Genomic DNA, 18,562 nt, shown 5'->3' on the forward strand with positions numbered 1-18,562 from the left:
CGGGCTAAACCGCTTGCGGGAGCATCTTCCACATCATCAATTCGTCGTAGATGGCTGCGCCGCTACTGTCCGAGCACCACGTTGAAGACTTCGAACGGGGTGGTCACGACGATCGAGGCAGCGGAGGCCACGGTCTGGCCCAATGCCGAGCCGAAGGTTTCCACACGGCTTGCCGGATTGCCCGATTGATCCCCGCGCATCCCGCCATCGGAGCGCAGCTGGTCGCCGAGCATCTGGATCAGGAGTGGGTTGTCGGCGAACTTGGCGTGGTTCAGGCGATCGGCTGAATGCACTTCCGTCAAATCCGCGACGGTCACACCGAGCTTGGCCAACGCTGCATCGTCATCATAGCCGCCAACGCGCGGACGGTTGCCGGCAATGAGCCCGGAAATGCGAAGCGCATTGTCGTCGCGCGACAAAAGCAGCAGGAACGGCTTCTTCGGCGTGCCATAGCGTTTCATCTGCGAGCGGAACACGTCGATGTCGATGTCGGGCGAGGCGAGTATGACATCGCCGAGCTTGCCGTCGAGATCCCCGTCATTGGTGATAGCAAGCTGGCGCAGCGCTTCCATCGTGAGCCACGTGCCCATCGAATGCGCGATGATGTCGATGCGGCTGGCACCCGATTTCGCCAGAAGCCGCAGCGTTTGTTCCAGACTGTCGCGCGCAACGGTGGCGCTGTTGCTGTCATAAACATAATCGAGCGTGCGACCGGCCGATGCCCAGGTGAAAAGCACGGGCGTACCGGGATACTTCGCGTCGTGAACGATCTGCGTTGCGCGATAAACGGCGGCATCGAAGCTGGTGTTGTAGCCGTGCACGAAAACGAGCGCGCGGTCGCCTTTCCTCTTGATGCTTGCATCGAGATCGCGGCTGAAGGCGCTCTGTTCCTTGTAGAGCGCGATCTGGGTCGGCGTGAAGAAACGCGCCGGATCGGGCTTCCCGTTACGGGCATGCTCGATCATGCCGACCTGATGCACCGCAGGCACCGTCACGTCGATGCGCGCGAAGCTCAGGCCTTCGCCGCGCATGCCGCTGTAAACGAAGCTCGGATCATCGGCTTTCTTGCGGGTGGTGGCGATGAAGATGTCATGATCGGCTGCCACCTGCGGGCTCGACGCAGCGTCGGCAACGGGCACGAGCGGGAAGGCGCTGCGTCCCGCACATGCGCCGAGCGACAGGCTGAGAAGCGTGATGAAGCAAAGCCGCGCGAAGGAGAGGGTGGTCGGCAAGGTCATGGTCAGCGTCCCCAGAAGCCCGGCGTAAAGATCACCAGCACGGCCAGAATTTCCAATCGCCCAAGCAGCATGGCGAAACACAGCACCCATTTGGCGGATTGGGGCAAGCCCGAATAGTTGCCGGCAGGGCCAATCACGTCGCCCAGACCCGGACCGACATTCGTCAGGCACCCGAGTGCACCGGAGAGCGATGTCATGATGTCGAGGCCGGTCGCCGCAAGCAGGATCGTCGTGATTAGCCAAATCATCATGAAGGCGGAGATGAACAACACAACTGCGCGCTGCATCGTGTCTTCCACCGGGCGATCTCCATAGCGAACCGGAAGAACCATGTTCGGATAGATCAGGCGCTTGAGACCATTCACCAGCAACTCATACAGGATGAGGAAGCGGTAGGCCTTGATGCCGCCAGCCGTCGAACCCGAACAGCCGCCGAGAAAGGTGGCAATAAAGGCGCTGGCGACGGCGAACGGCCCCCACAGCGAGTAATCAACCGACGCATAGCCCGTGGTGGTGATGATCGACACGAAGTTGAAGGTGGCATGCGTGATGGCGGCACTGAACGGCATGCCGGTGGATACCCGGAGGTAGATGGCGACCGCGCAGGCAAACACGATCGTGTAGCCCGCAAAAACGCGGATCTGCGGGTCGCCTAGCGCTTCGGTGCGGCCGCGCACGGCAAACAGGATCAGGATCGACGAGGGAAGCGCGCCGATCACCATGAAGGTGATGGCGGTCCACAGGATCATGTAATTGTCGGCATACATGCCGAAGGAAATGTCGTGGGTCGACAGTCCCGCCGTGGAGATCGTCGTCATGGCGTGGTTGAGCGCGTCGAAGCTTCCCATGCCGGCTGCGGCATAAGCGAGCGCGCAGGTGAGCGTCAGCGAGACGTAGATCGTCAGCAGGGTGAACGTGAAGGTGGCGAGGCGCTCGAACGGGCGGTCTTCGATGTCGCTCGACTCGATCCTGAAATAGGTGATGCCGCCGATGTTCAGGAAAGGAAGCAGGAACAGGCCGAGCGCGATCACGCCGAGCCCGCCCATCCATTGCAGAAGCGATCGCCACAGGAGAATGCCGGGAGGGGCATTGTCCAAACCGTTGATCACCGTTCCACCCGTCGTGGTGATCGCGGAAACGGCTTCGAACACGGCATCCGAGATCGTCAGTTCGAGCGATGACATCATGAAGGGCACGACGCCCGCCGCGGCCATCGTGAACCAGAGAAGGTTCACCAGCAGAAAGCCGAAGCGCGGTGATACCGTTGGCGGCCGGGCCTGGGTTGCGAGGGCGACGCCGAGGGACAAACCGCCGGTGAAGAAGGCGGAGAACACGAACACCTTCCAGTCCTCATGCCCGTAGTAAAGATCCACGGCAGCCGGCAGCAGCATGGCCACCGACAGATACATGCCGAAGATACCGGCAACGTGGAGGGCGGCGCGGGTGGCGAAGCTTTGCAAACAAACGTTCCAGTGGCGGCGCCGAACAAGACGGGCGAGTGGTGGCGATAGGCTTTCGAATATGCAATGACGGCCTCTTCGTCCACAGCCGGGTTGCCGTCATGTCCACGCTCGAAGCCTCCACCGCCTTTATTGACCATGTGGCGGAGGCTGCACGCGCCATTCGCGAGATCTTTCCTGAAACACCGTTGCAGGAAAACGACTATCTTTCGCGCAAATATGGGGCGCGCATCTTCCTGAAGCGCGAGGACCTGTCGCCGGTTCGCTCCTATAAGATTCGCGGCGCCCATAATTTCATGCGCCGTTCGCTCGATGCAGCGCCGGACACCAAGACCTTTGTTTGTGCTTCGGCCGGCAATCATGCGCAGGGCCTCGCTTTCGTGTGCCGCCACTTCGACAAGCAGGGCGTCATCTTCATGCCTGTCACGACGCCGCAGCAGAAGATCGACAAGACCCGGTTGTTCGGCGGCGCGAATGTCGAGATCCGGCTGGTGGGTGACTTCTTCGACGATTGTTATCGAGCAGCTATCGCCTTCGCGTCCGAAACGGGTGCCGTGCTGGTGCCGCCTTTCGATCATCCCGACATCATAGAGGGTCAGGCAACGGTTGCGATGGAGATCGCGGAGCAATTGCCGGCGGATGTCACCGTTGATCGCATGATCATCCCCGTCGGCGGTGGCGGTCTGGCGGCAGGCGTTTCGAACTATCTCGACACTCAGGGTTGGGAGACGACCTTTACCTTTGTCGAGCCTGTTGGTGCGCCGAGCCTGCGCACGAGCCTTGCCACCGGCAAGCGCGAAAAATTGGCGCGCGTCGACAACTTCGTGGATGGCGCTGCGGTGGCTGAAATCGGCGAAGCGCCGTTCGAGCAACTTCGCAAGTTCTCTGCCGATGATGTTCGTTTGATTCCGGAAAATCGTCTTTGCGGCACGATCGTCGAGATGCTGAATGTCGAAGGCGTCGTGCTGGAACCGGCGGGCGCGATGTCGATCGATGCCTTGAAGGATCTTTCGCCGGAAGAGCGGGAAGGGAAGGTCATCGTTGCCGTTGTGTCGGGCGGCAACTTCGATTTCGAACGGCTGCCGGACGTCAAGGAGCGGGCGCTTCGCTTCGAGGGTTTGAAGAAATACTACGTCATCCGTTTTCCGCAGCGGCCGGGCGCCTTGCGAGGCTTCCTCGATCTGCTTGGACCGGAAGATGATGTGGCGCGCTTTGAATATCTGAAGAAGTCGGCGCGCAATTTCGGATCCGTTCTGATCGGTATCGAAACCGCACGGCCTGAGAACTTCATGCGGCTCGAAGTCAAGATGGAGGCCGCTGGCTTCCAGTACCAGAACATCACTGACAACGATGCGCTGGCCAGCCTGATCATCTGAGCTGCAACGGCCGCTGCATCGCACCGCACAATGAAACCTTGCGTTTGGGACCGAACAGGCCCATATGGCGAGGAGTAGGCGCATGGGCTGGCATCGACCAGCTTTCTCGAAATGAGACTGGTTGCGTCATTCTGCCCGAGCCGGATGTTCCGGCGCGGGTCAAGCGCTCCCTCCAAAGGGAGCACGACAGCGCAACCGAGTGGAGCCAAGACTCCGCCGCCACGTCGTTTCCTAGATAATTCTGTCGCGGGGCTGCGCCCGCCGACACATCGCGGCATGTTGACCGCGCGAAAGATTAGTTTGTCCGATATTCAGACTTCCACGCCGACTTCCACGTCCACACCAGCGCCGACCATGGCCGATCTCGGCATCAGCGGCGCCTTGCTTCAGTCCACCGCCAAGGCAGGCCTGGTAAACCCGAAGCCGATTCAGGTAGCTGCGATCCCGCCGCATCTGGAAGGCCGCGACATCATTGCCATCGCCCAGACCGGTTCCGGCAAGACCGCCGCCTTCACCCTGCCGATCCTTACCAAGATCATGGCGCTCGGCGCCAAGCGGATCCCCAAGACCGCGCATGCGCTGATCCTCGCGCCGACGCGCGAACTGGCAGTGCAGATCGAGGACACGATCAAGGCCGTTACCAAGGGCATGCACATTTCCACGGCGCTGGTGCTGGGCGGTGTTTCCCGCTTCAGCCAGGTCAAGAAGCTGCAGCCCGGCGTTGACGTGTTGATCGCAACGCCCGGCCGCCTCGTCGATCTGGTTCGCGAAGGCGATGTCAAACTTGCCGAAACGCGTTGGCTCGTTCTCGACGAAGCTGACCGTATGCTGGACATGGGCTTCATCAACGACGTGAAGAAGCTGGCACGCGCCACGCATCCGAAGCGTCAGACCGCGCTGTATTCCGCGACGATGCCGCAGGAAATCGCGTCACTGGCCGATTCGCTGTTGAACGATCCGATCCGTGTCGAAGTCGCGCCGCAGGGCACGACCGCCAAGGAGATCGTGCAAAGCGTGCACATCGTTCCGCTGAAGCAGAAGCGCGTCTTCCTGTCCAAGCTGCTGGCCGATGAAGCCATGAAGCAGGTGATCGTGTTCGCTCGCACCAAGCATGGTGCCGACCGCGTCACGCGCGATCTGGAGCGCGATGGTTTCAATGCCGCCGTGATCCACGGCAACAAGTCGCAGAACGCCCGTCAAAAGGCGCTGAGCGGCTTCCGCGATGGCTCCGTGCGCATTCTGGTTGCCACCGATATTGCGGCACGCGGCATCGACGTGCCGGGCATCAGCCATGTCGTGAACTTCGATCTGCCGGATGAAGCGGAAAGCTATGTGCACCGCATCGGCCGTACCGGTCGTAACGGCGCCGATGGCGTTGCGATCACGCTGTGCGATCCGGCCGAGGCTTCCAAGCTGCGCGCGGTCGAAAAGGTCACCCGCACCAAGCTGACGATCGCCAGCGATCTGTCCGGCGGTGTTGATCTCGATGCACAGGCAGCCATGCCGCAGCCCGCTCGTAACCAGCGCCCGGGCAACCGTCCGCAGCAGAACCGCGGCGGTCATCGCGGTGGTGGCAAGCCGCAGGGTGAGCATGGCGGCGATCGTTCGGCTCAGGCCAAGCCTGCGCGCAAGCCTGACGGCGACAAGCCGTTCCGCGCCAAGCGCCGCACCTGGGGCAACCGCAAGCCGGCGTCCCGCGCTGCCTGATTGCTGACTTGAACAAATGAAAAAAGGCGGAGCCTGGGAAACCAGCTCCGCCTTTTTGTTTAGCCCCAGCCCTTCTTGTTCCAGCCGCTCAAGCGAAACAGCAGCTCGTGCCGCAATCCATGTGGCAGCATCCGCACCACTTTCATCGGCCATGCCAGGCGCCGGGGAAACACGACCTCGAAGCCACCCGATTGAAGGCCGCTCACCATGCGGGCGGCAGCAGCATCGGTCTGCATCAGAGCCGGCATCGGAAACTTGTTGAGCCGGGTCATGGCCGTTTCTACGAAGCCCGGATTGATCATCTGGATCCGCACATTGATCTTGCGCAGATCAAAACGCAGCGCTTCGGCAATCGTGTTGAGGGCGGACTTCGTCGAGCCATAGGCAGCTGTTGTCGGCAGTCCAAAATAAGCCGTCAGCGAACCGACAATCGCGATCTGCCCCTTCTTGCGGCCCTTCATCTTTTCCACCACTGGCGCCAGGCAGCGCACGACGCCAAAGATGTTCACGTCATAAACCCGCTCATAAAGGGCAGGCTGCACCCGCGACCCGGCGGCCGGCAGCGACGTACCGGCGTTCAAGACGGCCAGTGCAATCGGACCAAGCTCGGCCTCGATTCGCTCCACCGTTGCCCGCGCAGCGTCCTCGTCCGTGACATCGAGCGGGAAGGCCGCGATGCGACCCTTGCCGACATCTTCTCGCGTCAGTGCTTCGAGCTTGTCGACGCTGCGTGCCGAAGCCGCAACCGTGTAGCCTTCGCGGGCCAAAGCGAGACACAAGGCATAACCGATGCCGCCGCTGGCGCCGGTGACCCATGCAACACCCTCTGCTGGCGAAGCGCGAAACAAGGACATATCAACATTCTCCTGAACGCCCTGCCTCTAGCGGCTTCGCGTGTTCGCAGAAAGGCTTTCCAGGCCCATTTGTGCACTTAGAATGGGTGTTTTGCGCTGCCATATAGTGGAATGGGATTCCCATATTGCGGTTTTGCGGCGAACAACCGTCCTTGTCACGCGGCTCGGTGCTTCATAGTTTCCCCTGACAACAGGTTCAGTGAGGACACCATGGATCGCTCCGTACTCGACGCGATTGGCAACACGCCGCTCGTTCGGCTCAAGCGCGCGTCGGAGGAAACCGGCTGCGAAATCTACGGCAAGGCCGAATTCATGAACCCCGGCCAGTCCGTCAAAGACCGCGCCGGGCTGTTCATCATTCGCGACGCGGAAGAAAAAGGCCTGCTGAAGCCGGGTGGCGTGATCGTGGAAGGCACGGCCGGCAACACCGGCATCGGCCTGACGCTGGTGGCAAAAGCATTGGGATATCGAACAGTTATCGTGATTCCTGAAACTCAGAGCCAGGAAAAGAAGGACGTTTTGCGCATCCTCGGCGCCGAACTGATCGAAGTGCCGGCCGTTCCCTACAAGAACCCCAACAACTACGTGAAGCTCTCCGGACGTCTCGCCGAGCAACTCGCACGCACCGAGCCAAACGGCGCGATCTGGGCCAACCAGTTCGACAACACCGCCAATCGCGACGGCCATATCCGCACCACCGCCGAAGAAATCTGGCAGCAGACCGACGGCAAAATCGACGGCTTCATCTGCGCAGTCGGCAGCGGCGGCACACTCGTTGGCGCGTCCATGGGTTTGAAGGCGCATAACCCTGCAATCAAGATTGGGCTGGCCGATCCAATGGGGGCGGCTTTGTACAGCTTCTACACCGAAGGCAACTTCGCGTCGGAAGGCAGCTCGATCACTGAAGGCATCGGGCAGGGCCGCATTACCGCCAATCTCGAAGGGTTTGCGCCAGATTTCGCCTATCAGATCGAAGACAGCGAAGCGCTGCCGATCATCTATGACCTGATCGAGGAAGAGGGCCTATGCCTTGGCGGCTCGAGCGGCATCAATATCGCCGGCGCCATGCGGCTAGCCCGCGATCTTGGGCCCGGCCATACGATCGTGACGGTGTTGTGCGATTACGGCTCGCGCTACCAGAACAAGCTGTTCAATCCCGACTTCCTGCGCTCCAAGAACCTGCCGGTTCCTGCCTGGATCGAGCAGAAGCCTGCGATCGACGTGCCTTTCGAGGCTGCATCCTGATGCCTTTGACGCAAGCCTTGTTCCGCGACGATGCCTATTTCGCGGAAGCCGATGCTGTGGTGGTGGCTGTCAACGATGATGGCGGCATCGTTCTGGACCGAACCATCTTCTATGCCACGTCAGGCGGCCAGCCGGGCGATACTGGTTCTCTGACGCGCGAGGACGGCACGGTCTTACCGATCGCAACCACGGTCACCGGCGATACCAAAGAAGACATCATCCATGTCCCGGCCGAGGGCGCAGCGGCGCTTTCAGCCGGTGAAAAGGTCCATCTAGCGATCGACATGGAGCGCCGGCTCAAGCTCATGCGCATGCACACGGCCTGTCATCTGCTGACGACCTTCTGCCAGTTCCCCGTCACGGGTGCTGCTGTATCGGTTGATGATTCGCGGGTCGATTTCGACATGCAAGGCGCGACGATCACCAAGGAAGACGCGACAGAAAAACTGATGGCGCTTGTGCGCGCCGATCATCCTGTGTTCACCAGAATGATCAGCGAAGAGGAGTTGGCGGCCAATCCTTCCCTTGTGAAGTCGAAGAACGTGCGTCCGCCAACCGGCACCGGACAGATCAGGCTGGTGTGCATCGGGGATGATGCGAGTATCGACAGTCAGCCTTGTGGCGGCACCCATGTTCGCTCCACAGGCGAGATTGGCGAAATACATATCGGCAAGATCGAGAAGAAGGGACGCGAGAACCGACGTCTGCGCCTTCGCTTCGGTCCGTTGGAAGGATAAATCCATGAGCGAACAAGCACGCTTCTTCGTCACGCCGGACTGGCTGCAGGACAATCTCAAGACGCCAGGCGTCACGATCGTGGACGGCTCCTGGTACCTCCCGGCGCAGGATCGCGATCCTAAGGCGGAATATGAAGCCGGCCATATTCCTGGTGCGGTGTTTTTCGATCACGAGCAGGTGGTGTCGCCCGACAGCGATCTTCCCCACACACTGCCATCCCCGGAAGAGTTCGCCCGTATTGTGGGCACGGCAGGTATCACGGCCGATGATACGATCATCGTCTATGACGGGCCCGGCCTGTTTACCGCACCGCGCGTGTGGTGGATGTTCCGAACCTACGGCGCGAAGGATGTTCGGATCCTGGAAGGTGGCATCGATGGCTGGAAAACTGCCGGTCGCCCGCTTACTGCCGATCTGACGAAGATTGCGCCGGCAGTCTTCAAGGTCGATGCGCATCCCGAGCGCATCGCCTCTTTCGAGGACATGATGCGCATTGTCGAAACGGGTGAACGGCAGATCGCGGATGCTCGGCCGGCTGGCCGCTTCACAGGCAATGACCCCGAACCGCGTGAAGGCATGCGAAGTGGCCATATGCCGGGCGCGCGCAGTCTTCCCGCATTGTCGCTGTCGCGCGACGGCAAGCTGCTGCCGGCTGACGAGCTCAAGGCAAAGGTCGAATCAGCAGGCATCGACCTGCAGAAACCTGTCGTGACTTCCTGCGGATCCGGAATCACGGCCGCGGTCTTGTCATTGGCGCTGGAATCACTCGGCCACAAAGACCTCAAGCTTTATGATGGCTCATGGAGCGAGTGGGGCGGGCGTTCCGATACGCCGCTCGCAAAAGGCGAGGCATGAAGCGTCTGTCGCAAGAGCCGAGGGAAGCCATCCCGGTCACAGTCACTTTCCTTGAAATGTTGCGGCAGCCCTCGTTCTATCCCCGAATGCCCGGGAACAGCGAGGTAGCACTGTTTGCCGCACGTGATATCCCGCTGCACTACTACCGCTATCTGATGGATCGTGTCGGGCGCAAATGGCATTGGGTTGCCATGTTGCGCTTGTCCGACGAAGAGCTTGAAACCTATCTTCGGACGCCGGGCCGCGATGTTCGTGTCCTCTACCTGAACGGCGCGCCGACGGGCTTCTTTGATCTGCATGCGCAGGCGCCCGACTTCGTCGACCTCGCTTACTTCGGCATGATGAGCGAGGCGATCGGGCTTGGGCTCGGCCGATGGTTTCTGGGCGCAGCGATCCAGGCTGCCTGGTCCTACGAGCCCAAACGCGTGATCGTGCAGACCTGCACGCTGGATCACCCTGCAGCCTTGCCGCTCTATCAGAAACTTGGCTTCAATCCGATCGGCCAGACAACAAGCGTTATCCAGCCGCTTTCGGAGGCTGAACGAGCTGCGGCGATCTTCAGTAAGTGAGGATTGTCTTAGCGGCAGCAGCGAAAGCTGCGGTTATCAGCAACTGACGCTTGACGGCGCCGGGGGTGGCACCTATTGAACCGCCCTGTGCGAGGCGCGTGTTGAGGCCTCGTGGCGGAGTGGTTACGCAGAGGACTGCAAATCCTTGCACCCCGGTTCGATTCCGGGCGAGGCCTCCACTCGCGGCTCGCACATTCCAGGAATGGTGGATCCTCTTCGAGGACCCCCACAGTCTGCAAGGTTTGCGATGAGCGTCGATTTCGCTACCCAGCGGTTGAGAATGGTGGATGGGCAAGTGCGCACCACCGATGTCACCAGCCTGGAAATCATCGACGCGATGCTCGCAGTTCCGCGCGAAGACTTTGTTCCTGCTCGCAAGCGCGCCCTTTCCTATGTCGACGAAGATCTAGAGATCGCTCCGGCGCTTGGCGGCAATCGGCCGCGCTTCCTGATGGAGGCTTCGCCGTTCGCCAAGATGTTGCAGATGGCTGATATCCGGCCTGGCGACTTCGTTCTGGATGTCGGCGCCGGCACAGGCTACGGCGCAGCGATTCTCTCGCATCTGGCAAGCTCCGTTGTGGCGCTGGAAAGCGATACGACCCTTGCCGAACACGCCACGACCGCTTTGCAGCGTCTCGGCTACGATAATGTAGCGGTGGTCAACGGTGAATTGAACAAGGGCTATCCGACTCAAGGACCCTATGACGTGATCGTCGTGGAAGGATCCGTGGACGAGGTGCCTCAGGTTATGTTCGACCAATTGAAGGAACACGGCCGTTTGGTCGCGGTTGTGGGCCGCGGCAATTCCGGCTCCGCACGACTTTACGTCCGTGAAGGCAAGACTGTCTCGGGCCGGCCAGTGTTCAACGCTGCCGTTCAGCCGCTTCCTGGCTTCGACAAGCCCGCTGCTTTCCAGTTCTAAGCTCTTTCGGTTGTCGAGCGATAACCGACCGGCGGTTGCAAACCGCTTGGGCCATACACTTGCGCGCCTGTGATTATTGCACGAGGCTCATGGTAAGGTTCTGTGGAACCGTGCCCTTGCTGCAACAACGTCTGCAGCAATTATGATCGAACCCTTAACCTCGCTTTGACATTCTTGCGCAACCGCGGGTGGAAGGTATAGCCCTATGCCTCGTGGGCGATTGCATATTCTGAGTCCACCGTCGGCAGGTCGCGGCCATTTGGTCTAGCCGTCAATCAGTGAGGGCGCGTGTCTATTTTTTCCAAAAGTTTGTTCGCCGCATTGCTCTCAACGAGCGTGGCATTTTCTTCCGCAGCTTTGAGCGAAACCCTTACGGGCGCGCTGGCTAAGGCTTATGAATTCAATTCGCAGCTGAACTCTGCTCGCGCTGGTGTGCGGGTGAGTGATGAAGGCGTCGCTATTGCGAAGTCCGGTTTTCGACCGGTAGTAGCGGGCTTCTCCAACTACTCTTTGGCCCGTCAGGCCGGCATTCGTCTCCAAACAGGCGGTTTCGGCGTCTCGGTGTCGCAAATCCTGTTCGACGGCTTCCAGACCCGGAACAACGTTCGTGCAGCCGAATCGCAGGTGTTCGCCCAGCGCGAAGCTCTGCGCAATTCGGAAATGAACATCCTGCAGAACGCCGTCACGGCCTATATGGATGTGATCCGCGATCGTCGCGTGGCGAACCTCTTGCAGCAGAACCTTGCCTTCCTTGAAGAGCAGGTTCGCGCAGCCAATTCCCGCTTCGAAGTGGGCGAGGGCACCCGCACCGACGTTGCGCAGGCGGATGCCACCCGTGCATCGGCTGTTGCCCAGCTTGCCGCTGCCCGTGCGCAGGCACTGGCCAGTGCCGCAGCCTATCGTCAGGTGATTGGCGATGAGCCGGACGGGCTCGCAGCAGCCGCACCGGCTGCCAAGCTTCTGCCGGCCACACTCGATCAGGGAATTTCCTCAGCGCTTCTGGTTCATCCGGCCATCAAGTCCAACCTGCATGTGGTTGATGCGACCGAGTTCACCGTGAAGTCTGCTGAAGGCGCTTTGCTTCCGCAGCTTTCGGCGGAAGGCACCTTGCAGCGCAGTTACCGCGAATCGAGCCCGGGCACCATTCAGGATGGTGACACGGATGCGGCCAGCGTCGGCTTGCAGCTGAACATTCCGATCTACAACGGCGGTCGCACCTCCGCGGTAGTTCGCCAGAACAAGGAACAGGTTGGTCAGGCGCGCATCGATGTCGATGTCAGCCGTGACCAGGTTCGTCAGGCTGTGACCTCTGCCTGGACGCAGTATATCGCAGCGCAGCAGTCCATCGCCGCCAACCGCGAGCTGGTATCTGCCGCACAGCTTGCTTTGTCCGGCGTGCAGGAAGAGCTGAATGTCGGCCAGCGCACCACACTCGACGTGCTGGACCAGCAGGCCGACGTGATCACCGCACAGGTCAACCTCGCCAATTCCGAGCGTGACGCTGTTGTGGCCAGCTATGCGATCCTCAGCGCAACCGGTCAGCTATTTGCCGATCGGCTCGGCCTCAAGGTCGCGAAGCACGATCCGAAAGAGCACTACAAGGCTGTGAAGGACAAGTGGTTCGGCCTGCGGACGCCAGACGGCCGCTAAACGATCGGAGACTTGCGCAAATGTTGTGTGCAAGTCTCTTCTCCCATGTTCCGGGATTCACCGCTTGTTAGGCATCGTTTACGCTCAACCTGTTGATTCGGCAGCTTTGGTTGCTGCCGATTACGGTGAAGCGGCGGTGTGACCATGGCGCAAACGAACAGTGTTCAGCGTGAGCCCTCCATGGAGGAGATTCTCGCTTCGATCCGCAGGATTATCGAAGACAGCGATACTGCGCGGCCTGCCAATGATGCTCCGGTGGCCGTGGCATCTGAGTCGGTGGCCGCCACAAGCGAAGTTGCCGGCATTGAAACGATGCAGCTCGGCGTCCGCGACGCGGCTCCCAAATCCCAATCGCAGCCTGAAGCACGGGCTGACCATGCTTCTGCCGATGAAGCCAGTCTGCAGCGGAACCGTCGCATTGCTGAAGAACTGCGTCCAAGCCTTGCCGCTGTCGCGGCAGCCAAGCCTTCAATGTCCGAGCCCGAAGCCGTCACGCAAGCGCCGGCTGCTCAGGCCGCTGCTGCTGAGCACGAGGCAGCCAGCTCGGTCGGCGCGAGCGCATCTAAGCAAGACGCTATGCCGACCTTCGAAGATCTGCTTGAAGACGAAATGAAGGCTGCGCCCGAAGCGGACACGGCAAGCCCGTTGCCTTCCATTATCTCCGACAAGACCGGCCGTCAGGTCGCGGCTGCCTTTGGGGAACTTTCCGAAGCCTTTGCGGCAACACGCCAGAAAAGCTTCGACGAGATGGCTGAAGCCATGCTGCGCCCTATGCTGACGGATTGGCTCGATAACAATCTACCAACGCTGGTTGAGCGTCTTGTGCGCGAAGAGATCGAGCGCATTGCGCGAGGTCCGGCTCGCTGATCTCCTCGAGGTCGCACTAAAAAGCGGCATCTGTTGACTTGATGGGAGCCTTGGCGTTTTAACCGACGCCAAGATCAGTGGCCGTGAGGCTCGCTCCGTTTATTCAGCAGGTTCGGTATCCCAATGCTAGAGAAAACCTACGACTCGAAGTCCGTCGAGCCGCGTATCGCGAAACTCTGGCAGGAAGCGGATGCGTTCCGCGCCGGTGCTGGCTCAGCCGAGGGCGCCGAGCCCTTTACCATCGTTATTCCACCGCCGAACGTCACCGGCTCGCTCCATATGGGGCACGCGCTCAACAACACGCTGCAGGACATTATGGTCCGCTTCGAGCGCATGCGCGGCAAGAATGTGCTGTGGCAGCCGGGCATGGATCACGCCGGCATCGCCACGCAGATGGTTGTGGAGCGTAAGTTAGCTGCCGAAGGTCAGCCGAGCCGTCGCGAGCTTGGCCGCGAAGCCTTCATCGACAAGGTCTGGGAGTGGAAGAACGAATCCGGCGGGCTGATCTTTAATCAGCTTCGTCGTTTGGGCGCGTCCTGCGACTGGTCGCGTGAGCGCTTCACCATGGATGAAGGCCTGTCGAAGGCTGTCATCGAGGTCTTTGTCTCGCTTTACAAGGACGGCCTGATCTATCGCGGCAAGCGTCTCGTGAACTGGGACCCGCAGTTCGAGACCGCAATCTCCGATCTTGAGGTCGAGAACCGCGATGTCGACGGCCATATGTGGCACTTCAAGTACCCGCTGGCCGGCGGCGAGACCTACACCTATGTGGAGAAGGATACCGACGGCAACGTCGTGCTCTCGGAGGAGCGTGACTACATCTCGATCGCGACCACGCGCCCCGAGACCATGCTGGGCGACGGTGCTGTCGCTGTGCATCCGGATGACGAGCGTTATAAGTCGATCATTGGCAAGCTGTGCGAAATCCCGGTTGGTCCGAAGGAGCATCGCCGGCTGATCCCGATCATTGCCGATGAATATCCCGATCCGGAGTTCGGCTCCGGCGCGGTGAAGATCACCGGCGCGCACGACTTCAACGACTACCAGGTTGCCAAGCGCAACGACATTCCGTTGTACCGCCTGATGGACAGCCAGGCGCGGATGCGCGCCGATGGCGAGGCCTATGCGCGTGAGTCGCAACGCGCCATGGAGATTGCACGGTCGGGCGAACTGCCGAGCGAAGACGACATCGACGGCATCAATCTGGTTCCGGAGGAATATCGCGGTCTCGACCGCTACGAAGCACGCCAGCGCATTGTCGATGCGATCAGTGCCGATGGCCTCGCCGTCACGCGTCTCGATGAGGAAGGCAACGCCGTTCCTTATGTCGAGTCCAAGAAGATCATGCAGCCCTTCGGCGATCGCTCTGGCGTCGTCATCGAGCCGATGCTGACGGACCAGTGGTTCGCCGATGCCAAGACCCTGGCTGAGCCGGCCATTGCTTCGGTACGCGAAGGGCGCACCAACTTCGTGCCGAAGAACTGGGAGAAGACGTATTTCGACTGGATGGAAAACATCCAGCCCTGGTGCATTTCGCGTCAGCTTTGGTGGGGACACCAAATCCCGGCATGGTACGGCCCGGACGGCAGCGTCTTCGTTGAGAAGGACGAAGAAGCCGCGCTTGAAGCGGCCGTGCAGCACTACCTCGCCCATGAAGGTCCTTGGAAAGCTTGGGTTCAGGAGCGTCTGGAGAACTACGAGCCCGGCTCGATCCTGACGCGCGACGAGGACGTGCTCGACACTTGGTTCTCATCGGCGCTGTGGCCATTCTCGACGCTTGGCTGGCCGGATGACACGCCTGAACTAGCCAAGCACTACCAGACCGACGTCTTGGTTACCGGATTTGATATCATTTTCTTCTGGGTTGCCAGAATGATGATGATGGGTCTTCACTTCATGGATGAAGAGCCCTTCCACACGGTCTATGTTCACGCGCTAGTCCGCGACAAGACCGGCGCCAAGATGTCGAAGTCTAAGGGCAACGTTATCGATCCGTTGGATCTGATCGACGAATACGGTGCGGACGCGCTGCGCTTTACGCTGGCCATCATGGCGGCGCAGGGCCGCGACGTGAAGCTCGACCCGGCACGTATCGCTGGCTACCGCAACTTCGGCACCAAGCTATGGAACGCCACGCGTTTCGCCGACATGAACGGCGCTAAGCGCAACGACGCCTTCTGGCTGGCCGATGCCAAGCTGCCGGTGAACCGTTGGATACTGACCGAGCTGACCCGCACGTCGCGCGAGATCACGGAAGCAGTCGAGGCTTATCGCTTCAACGAAGCAGCGGGTTCTGCTTATCGCTTCGTTTGGAACCAGTTCTGCGACTGGTATCTTGAGCTCCTGAAGCCTGTCTTTATGGGCGAGGACAAAGCAGCCAAGGCGGAAAGCCATGCCGTTGCCGCTTTCGTGCTCGACGAGATCTACAAGCTGTTGCATCCGTTCATGCCGTTCATGACGGAAGAGCTTTGGGCACATACGGCCCGCGACACGCCACGCTCGACGCTGCTTTGCCATGCCGAGTGGCCGGCACCATCCTTCGAGGATGCGGATGCTGCGGCGGACGTAAACTGGCTGATTGATCTGGTGAGCGGCATCCGCTCGGTGCGCTCGGAGATGAATGTGCCCGCTGGTGCCGTCGCACCGATCGTCGTGGTGGACGCTTCGGCTGAAACCCAGGCGCGCTTTGCTCGGCATGAGAGTGCGATCAAGCGCCTCGCGCGTGTCGGGGATATCGCGTTTGCCGATGCTGCGCCCGGACAAGCGGCTCAGTTGGTGCTTGGTGAGGCCACGATCTGCCTGCCGCTCGGCAGCCTGATCGATGTCGGCGCCGAGACGGCGCGTTTGACCAAGGAGATCGGCAAGGCAACGGCCGAGATCGAGCGTATCGACAAGAAGTTGTCGAACGAGAAGTTCGTGGCCAATGCCCGCGAGGACGTTGTCGAAGCCGAGCGTGAGAAGAAGGTGGCTTTGACGCAGGATGTGGAAAAGTTGACCGCAGCCCTGCAAAGGGTCCAAAACACTTGAACGGCTTGATGAAGTTACGCGCAGTCAGCGCGTAACTTCATCATTTTGCCCTTCCACCATGCGAGCGCCCACATGACCTCGGAGGCGAGGTCGCCCGAAAATTGGACAGAGTATCATGCCTGCTTATCGCTCCCGTACTACCACCCACGGTCGCAACATGGCCGGCGCTCGCGGCCTTTGGCGCGCGACCGGCATGAAGGACAGCGATTTCGGCAAGCCCATCATTGCCGTGGTGAACTCCTTCACGCAGTTCGTACCGGGGCACGTTCATCTCAAGGATCTCGGCCAGCTCGTGGCGCGCGAGATCGAAGCGGCCGGTGGTGTCGCCAAGGAGTTCAACACGATCGCCGTCGATGACGGTATCGCGATGGGCCATGACGGCATGCTGTATTCGCTGCCATCGCGCGAGCTGATCGCCGACAGCGTCGAGTACATGGTCAACGCGCACTGCGCCGATGCCATGGTCTGCATTTCCAATTGCGACAAGATCACGCCGGGCATGCTGATGGCCGCGATGCGGCTGAATATTCCGGCCGTGTTCGTGTCAGGCGGTCCGATGGAAGCCGGCAAGGTCGTGCTGCAGGGCAAGGAACATGCGCTCGATCTCGTGGACGCCATGGTGGCGGCAGCCGATGACCGGGTGTCCGAAGAAGACGTCAAGACCATCGAGCGCTCGGCGTGCCCGACCTGCGGCTCGTGCTCTGGCATGTTCACGGCCAATTCGATGAACTGCCTGACCGAAGCGCTCGGCCTCTCGCTGCCAGGTAACGGCTCGACGCTGGCGACGCATGGCGACCGCAAGCGCCTGTTCGTGGAAGCCGGCCATGTCGCCGTTGATCTCTGCCAGCGCTATTATGAGCAGGACGATGACAGCGTGTTGCCGCGCAACGTCGCCGACCGCAAGGCGTTCGAGAACGCCATGACGCTCGACATTGCGATGGGTGGATCCACCAATACGGTGCTGCACATCCTTGCGACTGCGCATGAGGGGCAGATCGACTTTACGATGGACGATATCGACGCGCTGTCGCGTCGTGTGCCGGTGCTCTGCAAGGTCGCGCCGGCCAAGAACGATGTCCATATGGAAGACGTGCATCGTGCCGGCGGAATCATGGCGATACTGGGCCAGCTCGACAAAGCCGGCTTGATCCATCGCGACAGCCCGACCGTGCATAGCGGCACGATCGGCGACGCGATCGACCTCTGGGATATTTCGCGCACCACGCAGGACAATGTCCGCAACTTCTATATGGCGGCGCCCGGTGGCGTCCCGACGCAGACGGCGTTCAGCCAGGATCGTCGTTGGGACGCGCTCGATCTTGACCGCGAGACCGGCGTCATCCGCAGCGCCGAGCATCCGTTCTCGAAGGATGGTGGACTAGCCGTCCTGAAGGGAAACATTGCCGTTGATGGCTGCGTCGTGAAGACGGCTGGCGTCGACGAGTCGATCCTGAAGTTCACCGGTCCGGCCAAGGTCTATGAGAGCCAGGATGCGGCAGTGAAGGCCATTCTGAGCAACGAGGTGAAGGCCGGTGATGTCGTGGTCATCATCTATGAAGGCCCGCGTGGCGGTCCCGGCATGCAGGAGATGCTTTATCCAACCAGCTATCTGAAGTCGAAGGGACTCGGTGCATCCTGCGCGCTCCTGACCGATGGCCGTTTCTCCGGCGGCACGTCTGGACTGTCGATCGGCCACGTTTCGCCGGAAGCCGCGGAAGGCGGTTTGATTGGTCTTGTACGCGAAGGCGACATGATCGCGATCGATATTCCGAACCGCTCGATCGACCTTCTGGTGGAACAGGCGGAGCTCGACCAGCGTCGCGCTCAACAGGATCAAGCTGGGTGGAAGCCTTCGGAGCAGCGCAAGCGCAAGGTGTCGGACGCGCTCCGCGCTTATGCCCATTTTACCACCAGCGCGGCCAGAGGCGCCGTGCGCGTGGTGCCTGAAGAGTAAAGATCGCCACATAGCTGAAGAAGGGCCGCCCCAGTGCGGCCTTTCTTGTTTCCAGCAAATAAAACGCCTTCGGTCATCTCGTTGCGATTCAGCAACACTC

14 protein-coding genes and 1 tRNA gene are annotated in these 18,562 nt (G+C 60.6%); 12 read left to right on the top strand and 3 right to left on the bottom strand.

Annotation, left to right across the window (positions count from 1 at the left end; all coding sequences use genetic code 11):
- Positions 1-62: 62 nt before the first annotated feature.
- A complete protein-coding gene (locus tag JYU29_RS06275; RefSeq protein WP_213983838.1) occupies positions 63-1,238 on the bottom strand; it encodes an alpha/beta hydrolase in 1,176 nt (391 codons plus the stop codon).
- A 2-nt stretch (positions 1,239-1,240) separates the two neighbouring features.
- Positions 1,241-2,698: a TrkH family potassium uptake protein gene (locus JYU29_RS06280; protein ID WP_213983839.1), complete on the bottom strand. Its 1,458-nt coding sequence runs from the start codon at positions 2,696-2,698 to the stop codon at positions 1,241-1,243.
- Positions 2,699-2,799: 101 nt separating this feature from the next.
- Here JYU29_RS06280 and ilvA point away from each other — a divergent pair, with 101 nt between their 5' ends.
- Complete coding sequence (ilvA, locus tag JYU29_RS06285; protein WP_213983840.1) at positions 2,800-4,074, top strand: threonine ammonia-lyase IlvA; 1,275 nt, start codon at positions 2,800-2,802, stop codon at positions 4,072-4,074.
- A 354-nt stretch (positions 4,075-4,428) separates the two neighbouring features.
- Entirely contained in the window at positions 4,429-5,781 is a 1,353-nt protein-coding gene (locus JYU29_RS06290; RefSeq protein WP_250157288.1) for a DEAD/DEAH box helicase, read from the top strand.
- Between the two features lie 59 nt (positions 5,782-5,840).
- Here JYU29_RS06290 and JYU29_RS06295 read toward each other — a convergent pair whose 3' ends face one another.
- Entirely contained in the window at positions 5,841-6,635 is a 795-nt protein-coding gene (locus JYU29_RS06295) for an SDR family NAD(P)-dependent oxidoreductase (RefSeq protein ID WP_213983842.1), read from the bottom strand.
- A 210-nt stretch (positions 6,636-6,845) separates the two neighbouring features.
- On the opposite strand from JYU29_RS06295, the gene JYU29_RS06300 reads away from it, so the two are divergent.
- From JYU29_RS06300 to ilvD, 10 genes are all read left to right on the top strand, one after another.
- Positions 6,846-7,880: a cysteine synthase A gene (locus tag JYU29_RS06300; RefSeq protein WP_213983843.1), complete on the top strand. Its 1,035-nt coding sequence runs from the start codon at positions 6,846-6,848 to the stop codon at positions 7,878-7,880.
- Positions 7,880-8,617 (top strand): alanyl-tRNA editing protein, encoded by a 738-nt coding sequence (locus tag JYU29_RS06305; RefSeq protein ID WP_431192827.1) that lies wholly within the window; start codon positions 7,880-7,882, stop codon positions 8,615-8,617. Before JYU29_RS06300 ends, JYU29_RS06305 begins: the two co-directional genes overlap by 1 nt.
- A gap of 4 nt (positions 8,618-8,621) precedes the next feature.
- A complete protein-coding gene (gene sseA, locus JYU29_RS06310) occupies positions 8,622-9,473 on the top strand; it encodes a 3-mercaptopyruvate sulfurtransferase (RefSeq protein WP_213983844.1) in 852 nt (283 codons plus the stop codon).
- Positions 9,470-10,042: a GNAT family N-acetyltransferase gene (locus tag JYU29_RS06315; RefSeq protein WP_213983845.1), complete on the top strand. Its 573-nt coding sequence runs from the start codon at positions 9,470-9,472 to the stop codon at positions 10,040-10,042. The genes sseA and JYU29_RS06315 overlap by 4 nt, the downstream gene beginning before the upstream one ends.
- Before the next feature lie 105 nt (positions 10,043-10,147).
- A tRNA-Cys gene (locus tag JYU29_RS06320) sits at positions 10,148-10,221 on the top strand.
- Between the two features lie 68 nt (positions 10,222-10,289).
- Complete coding sequence (locus tag JYU29_RS06325; RefSeq protein ID WP_213983846.1) at positions 10,290-10,964, top strand: protein-L-isoaspartate O-methyltransferase family protein; 675 nt, start codon at positions 10,290-10,292, stop codon at positions 10,962-10,964.
- 288 nt (positions 10,965-11,252) lie between these two features.
- The gene (locus JYU29_RS06330) at positions 11,253-12,614 is read left to right on the top strand and encodes a TolC family outer membrane protein (protein ID WP_213983847.1); all 1,362 of its coding nucleotides are present in this window, start codon (positions 11,253-11,255) and stop codon (positions 12,612-12,614) included.
- Positions 12,615-12,794: 180 nt separating this feature from the next.
- Positions 12,795-13,481 carry a PopZ family protein gene (locus tag JYU29_RS06335; protein ID WP_250157194.1) on the top strand — a complete coding sequence of 229 codons (687 nt, stop codon included), beginning with the start codon at positions 12,795-12,797 and terminating at the stop codon, positions 13,479-13,481.
- 123 nt (positions 13,482-13,604) lie between these two features.
- Positions 13,605-16,508, top strand: coding sequence for a valine--tRNA ligase (locus tag JYU29_RS06340; protein ID WP_213983849.1), 2,904 nt, complete (start codon positions 13,605-13,607; stop codon positions 16,506-16,508).
- A 115-nt stretch (positions 16,509-16,623) separates the two neighbouring features.
- Positions 16,624-18,462 carry a dihydroxy-acid dehydratase gene (gene ilvD / locus JYU29_RS06345; protein WP_213983850.1) on the top strand — a complete coding sequence of 613 codons (1,839 nt, stop codon included), beginning with the start codon at positions 16,624-16,626 and terminating at the stop codon, positions 18,460-18,462.
- Positions 18,463-18,562: the final 100 nt, after the last annotated feature.

This window comes from Tianweitania aestuarii, from assembly GCF_018457165.1.
Classification (GTDB): Bacteria; Pseudomonadota; Alphaproteobacteria; order Rhizobiales; family Rhizobiaceae; genus Tianweitania; species Tianweitania aestuarii.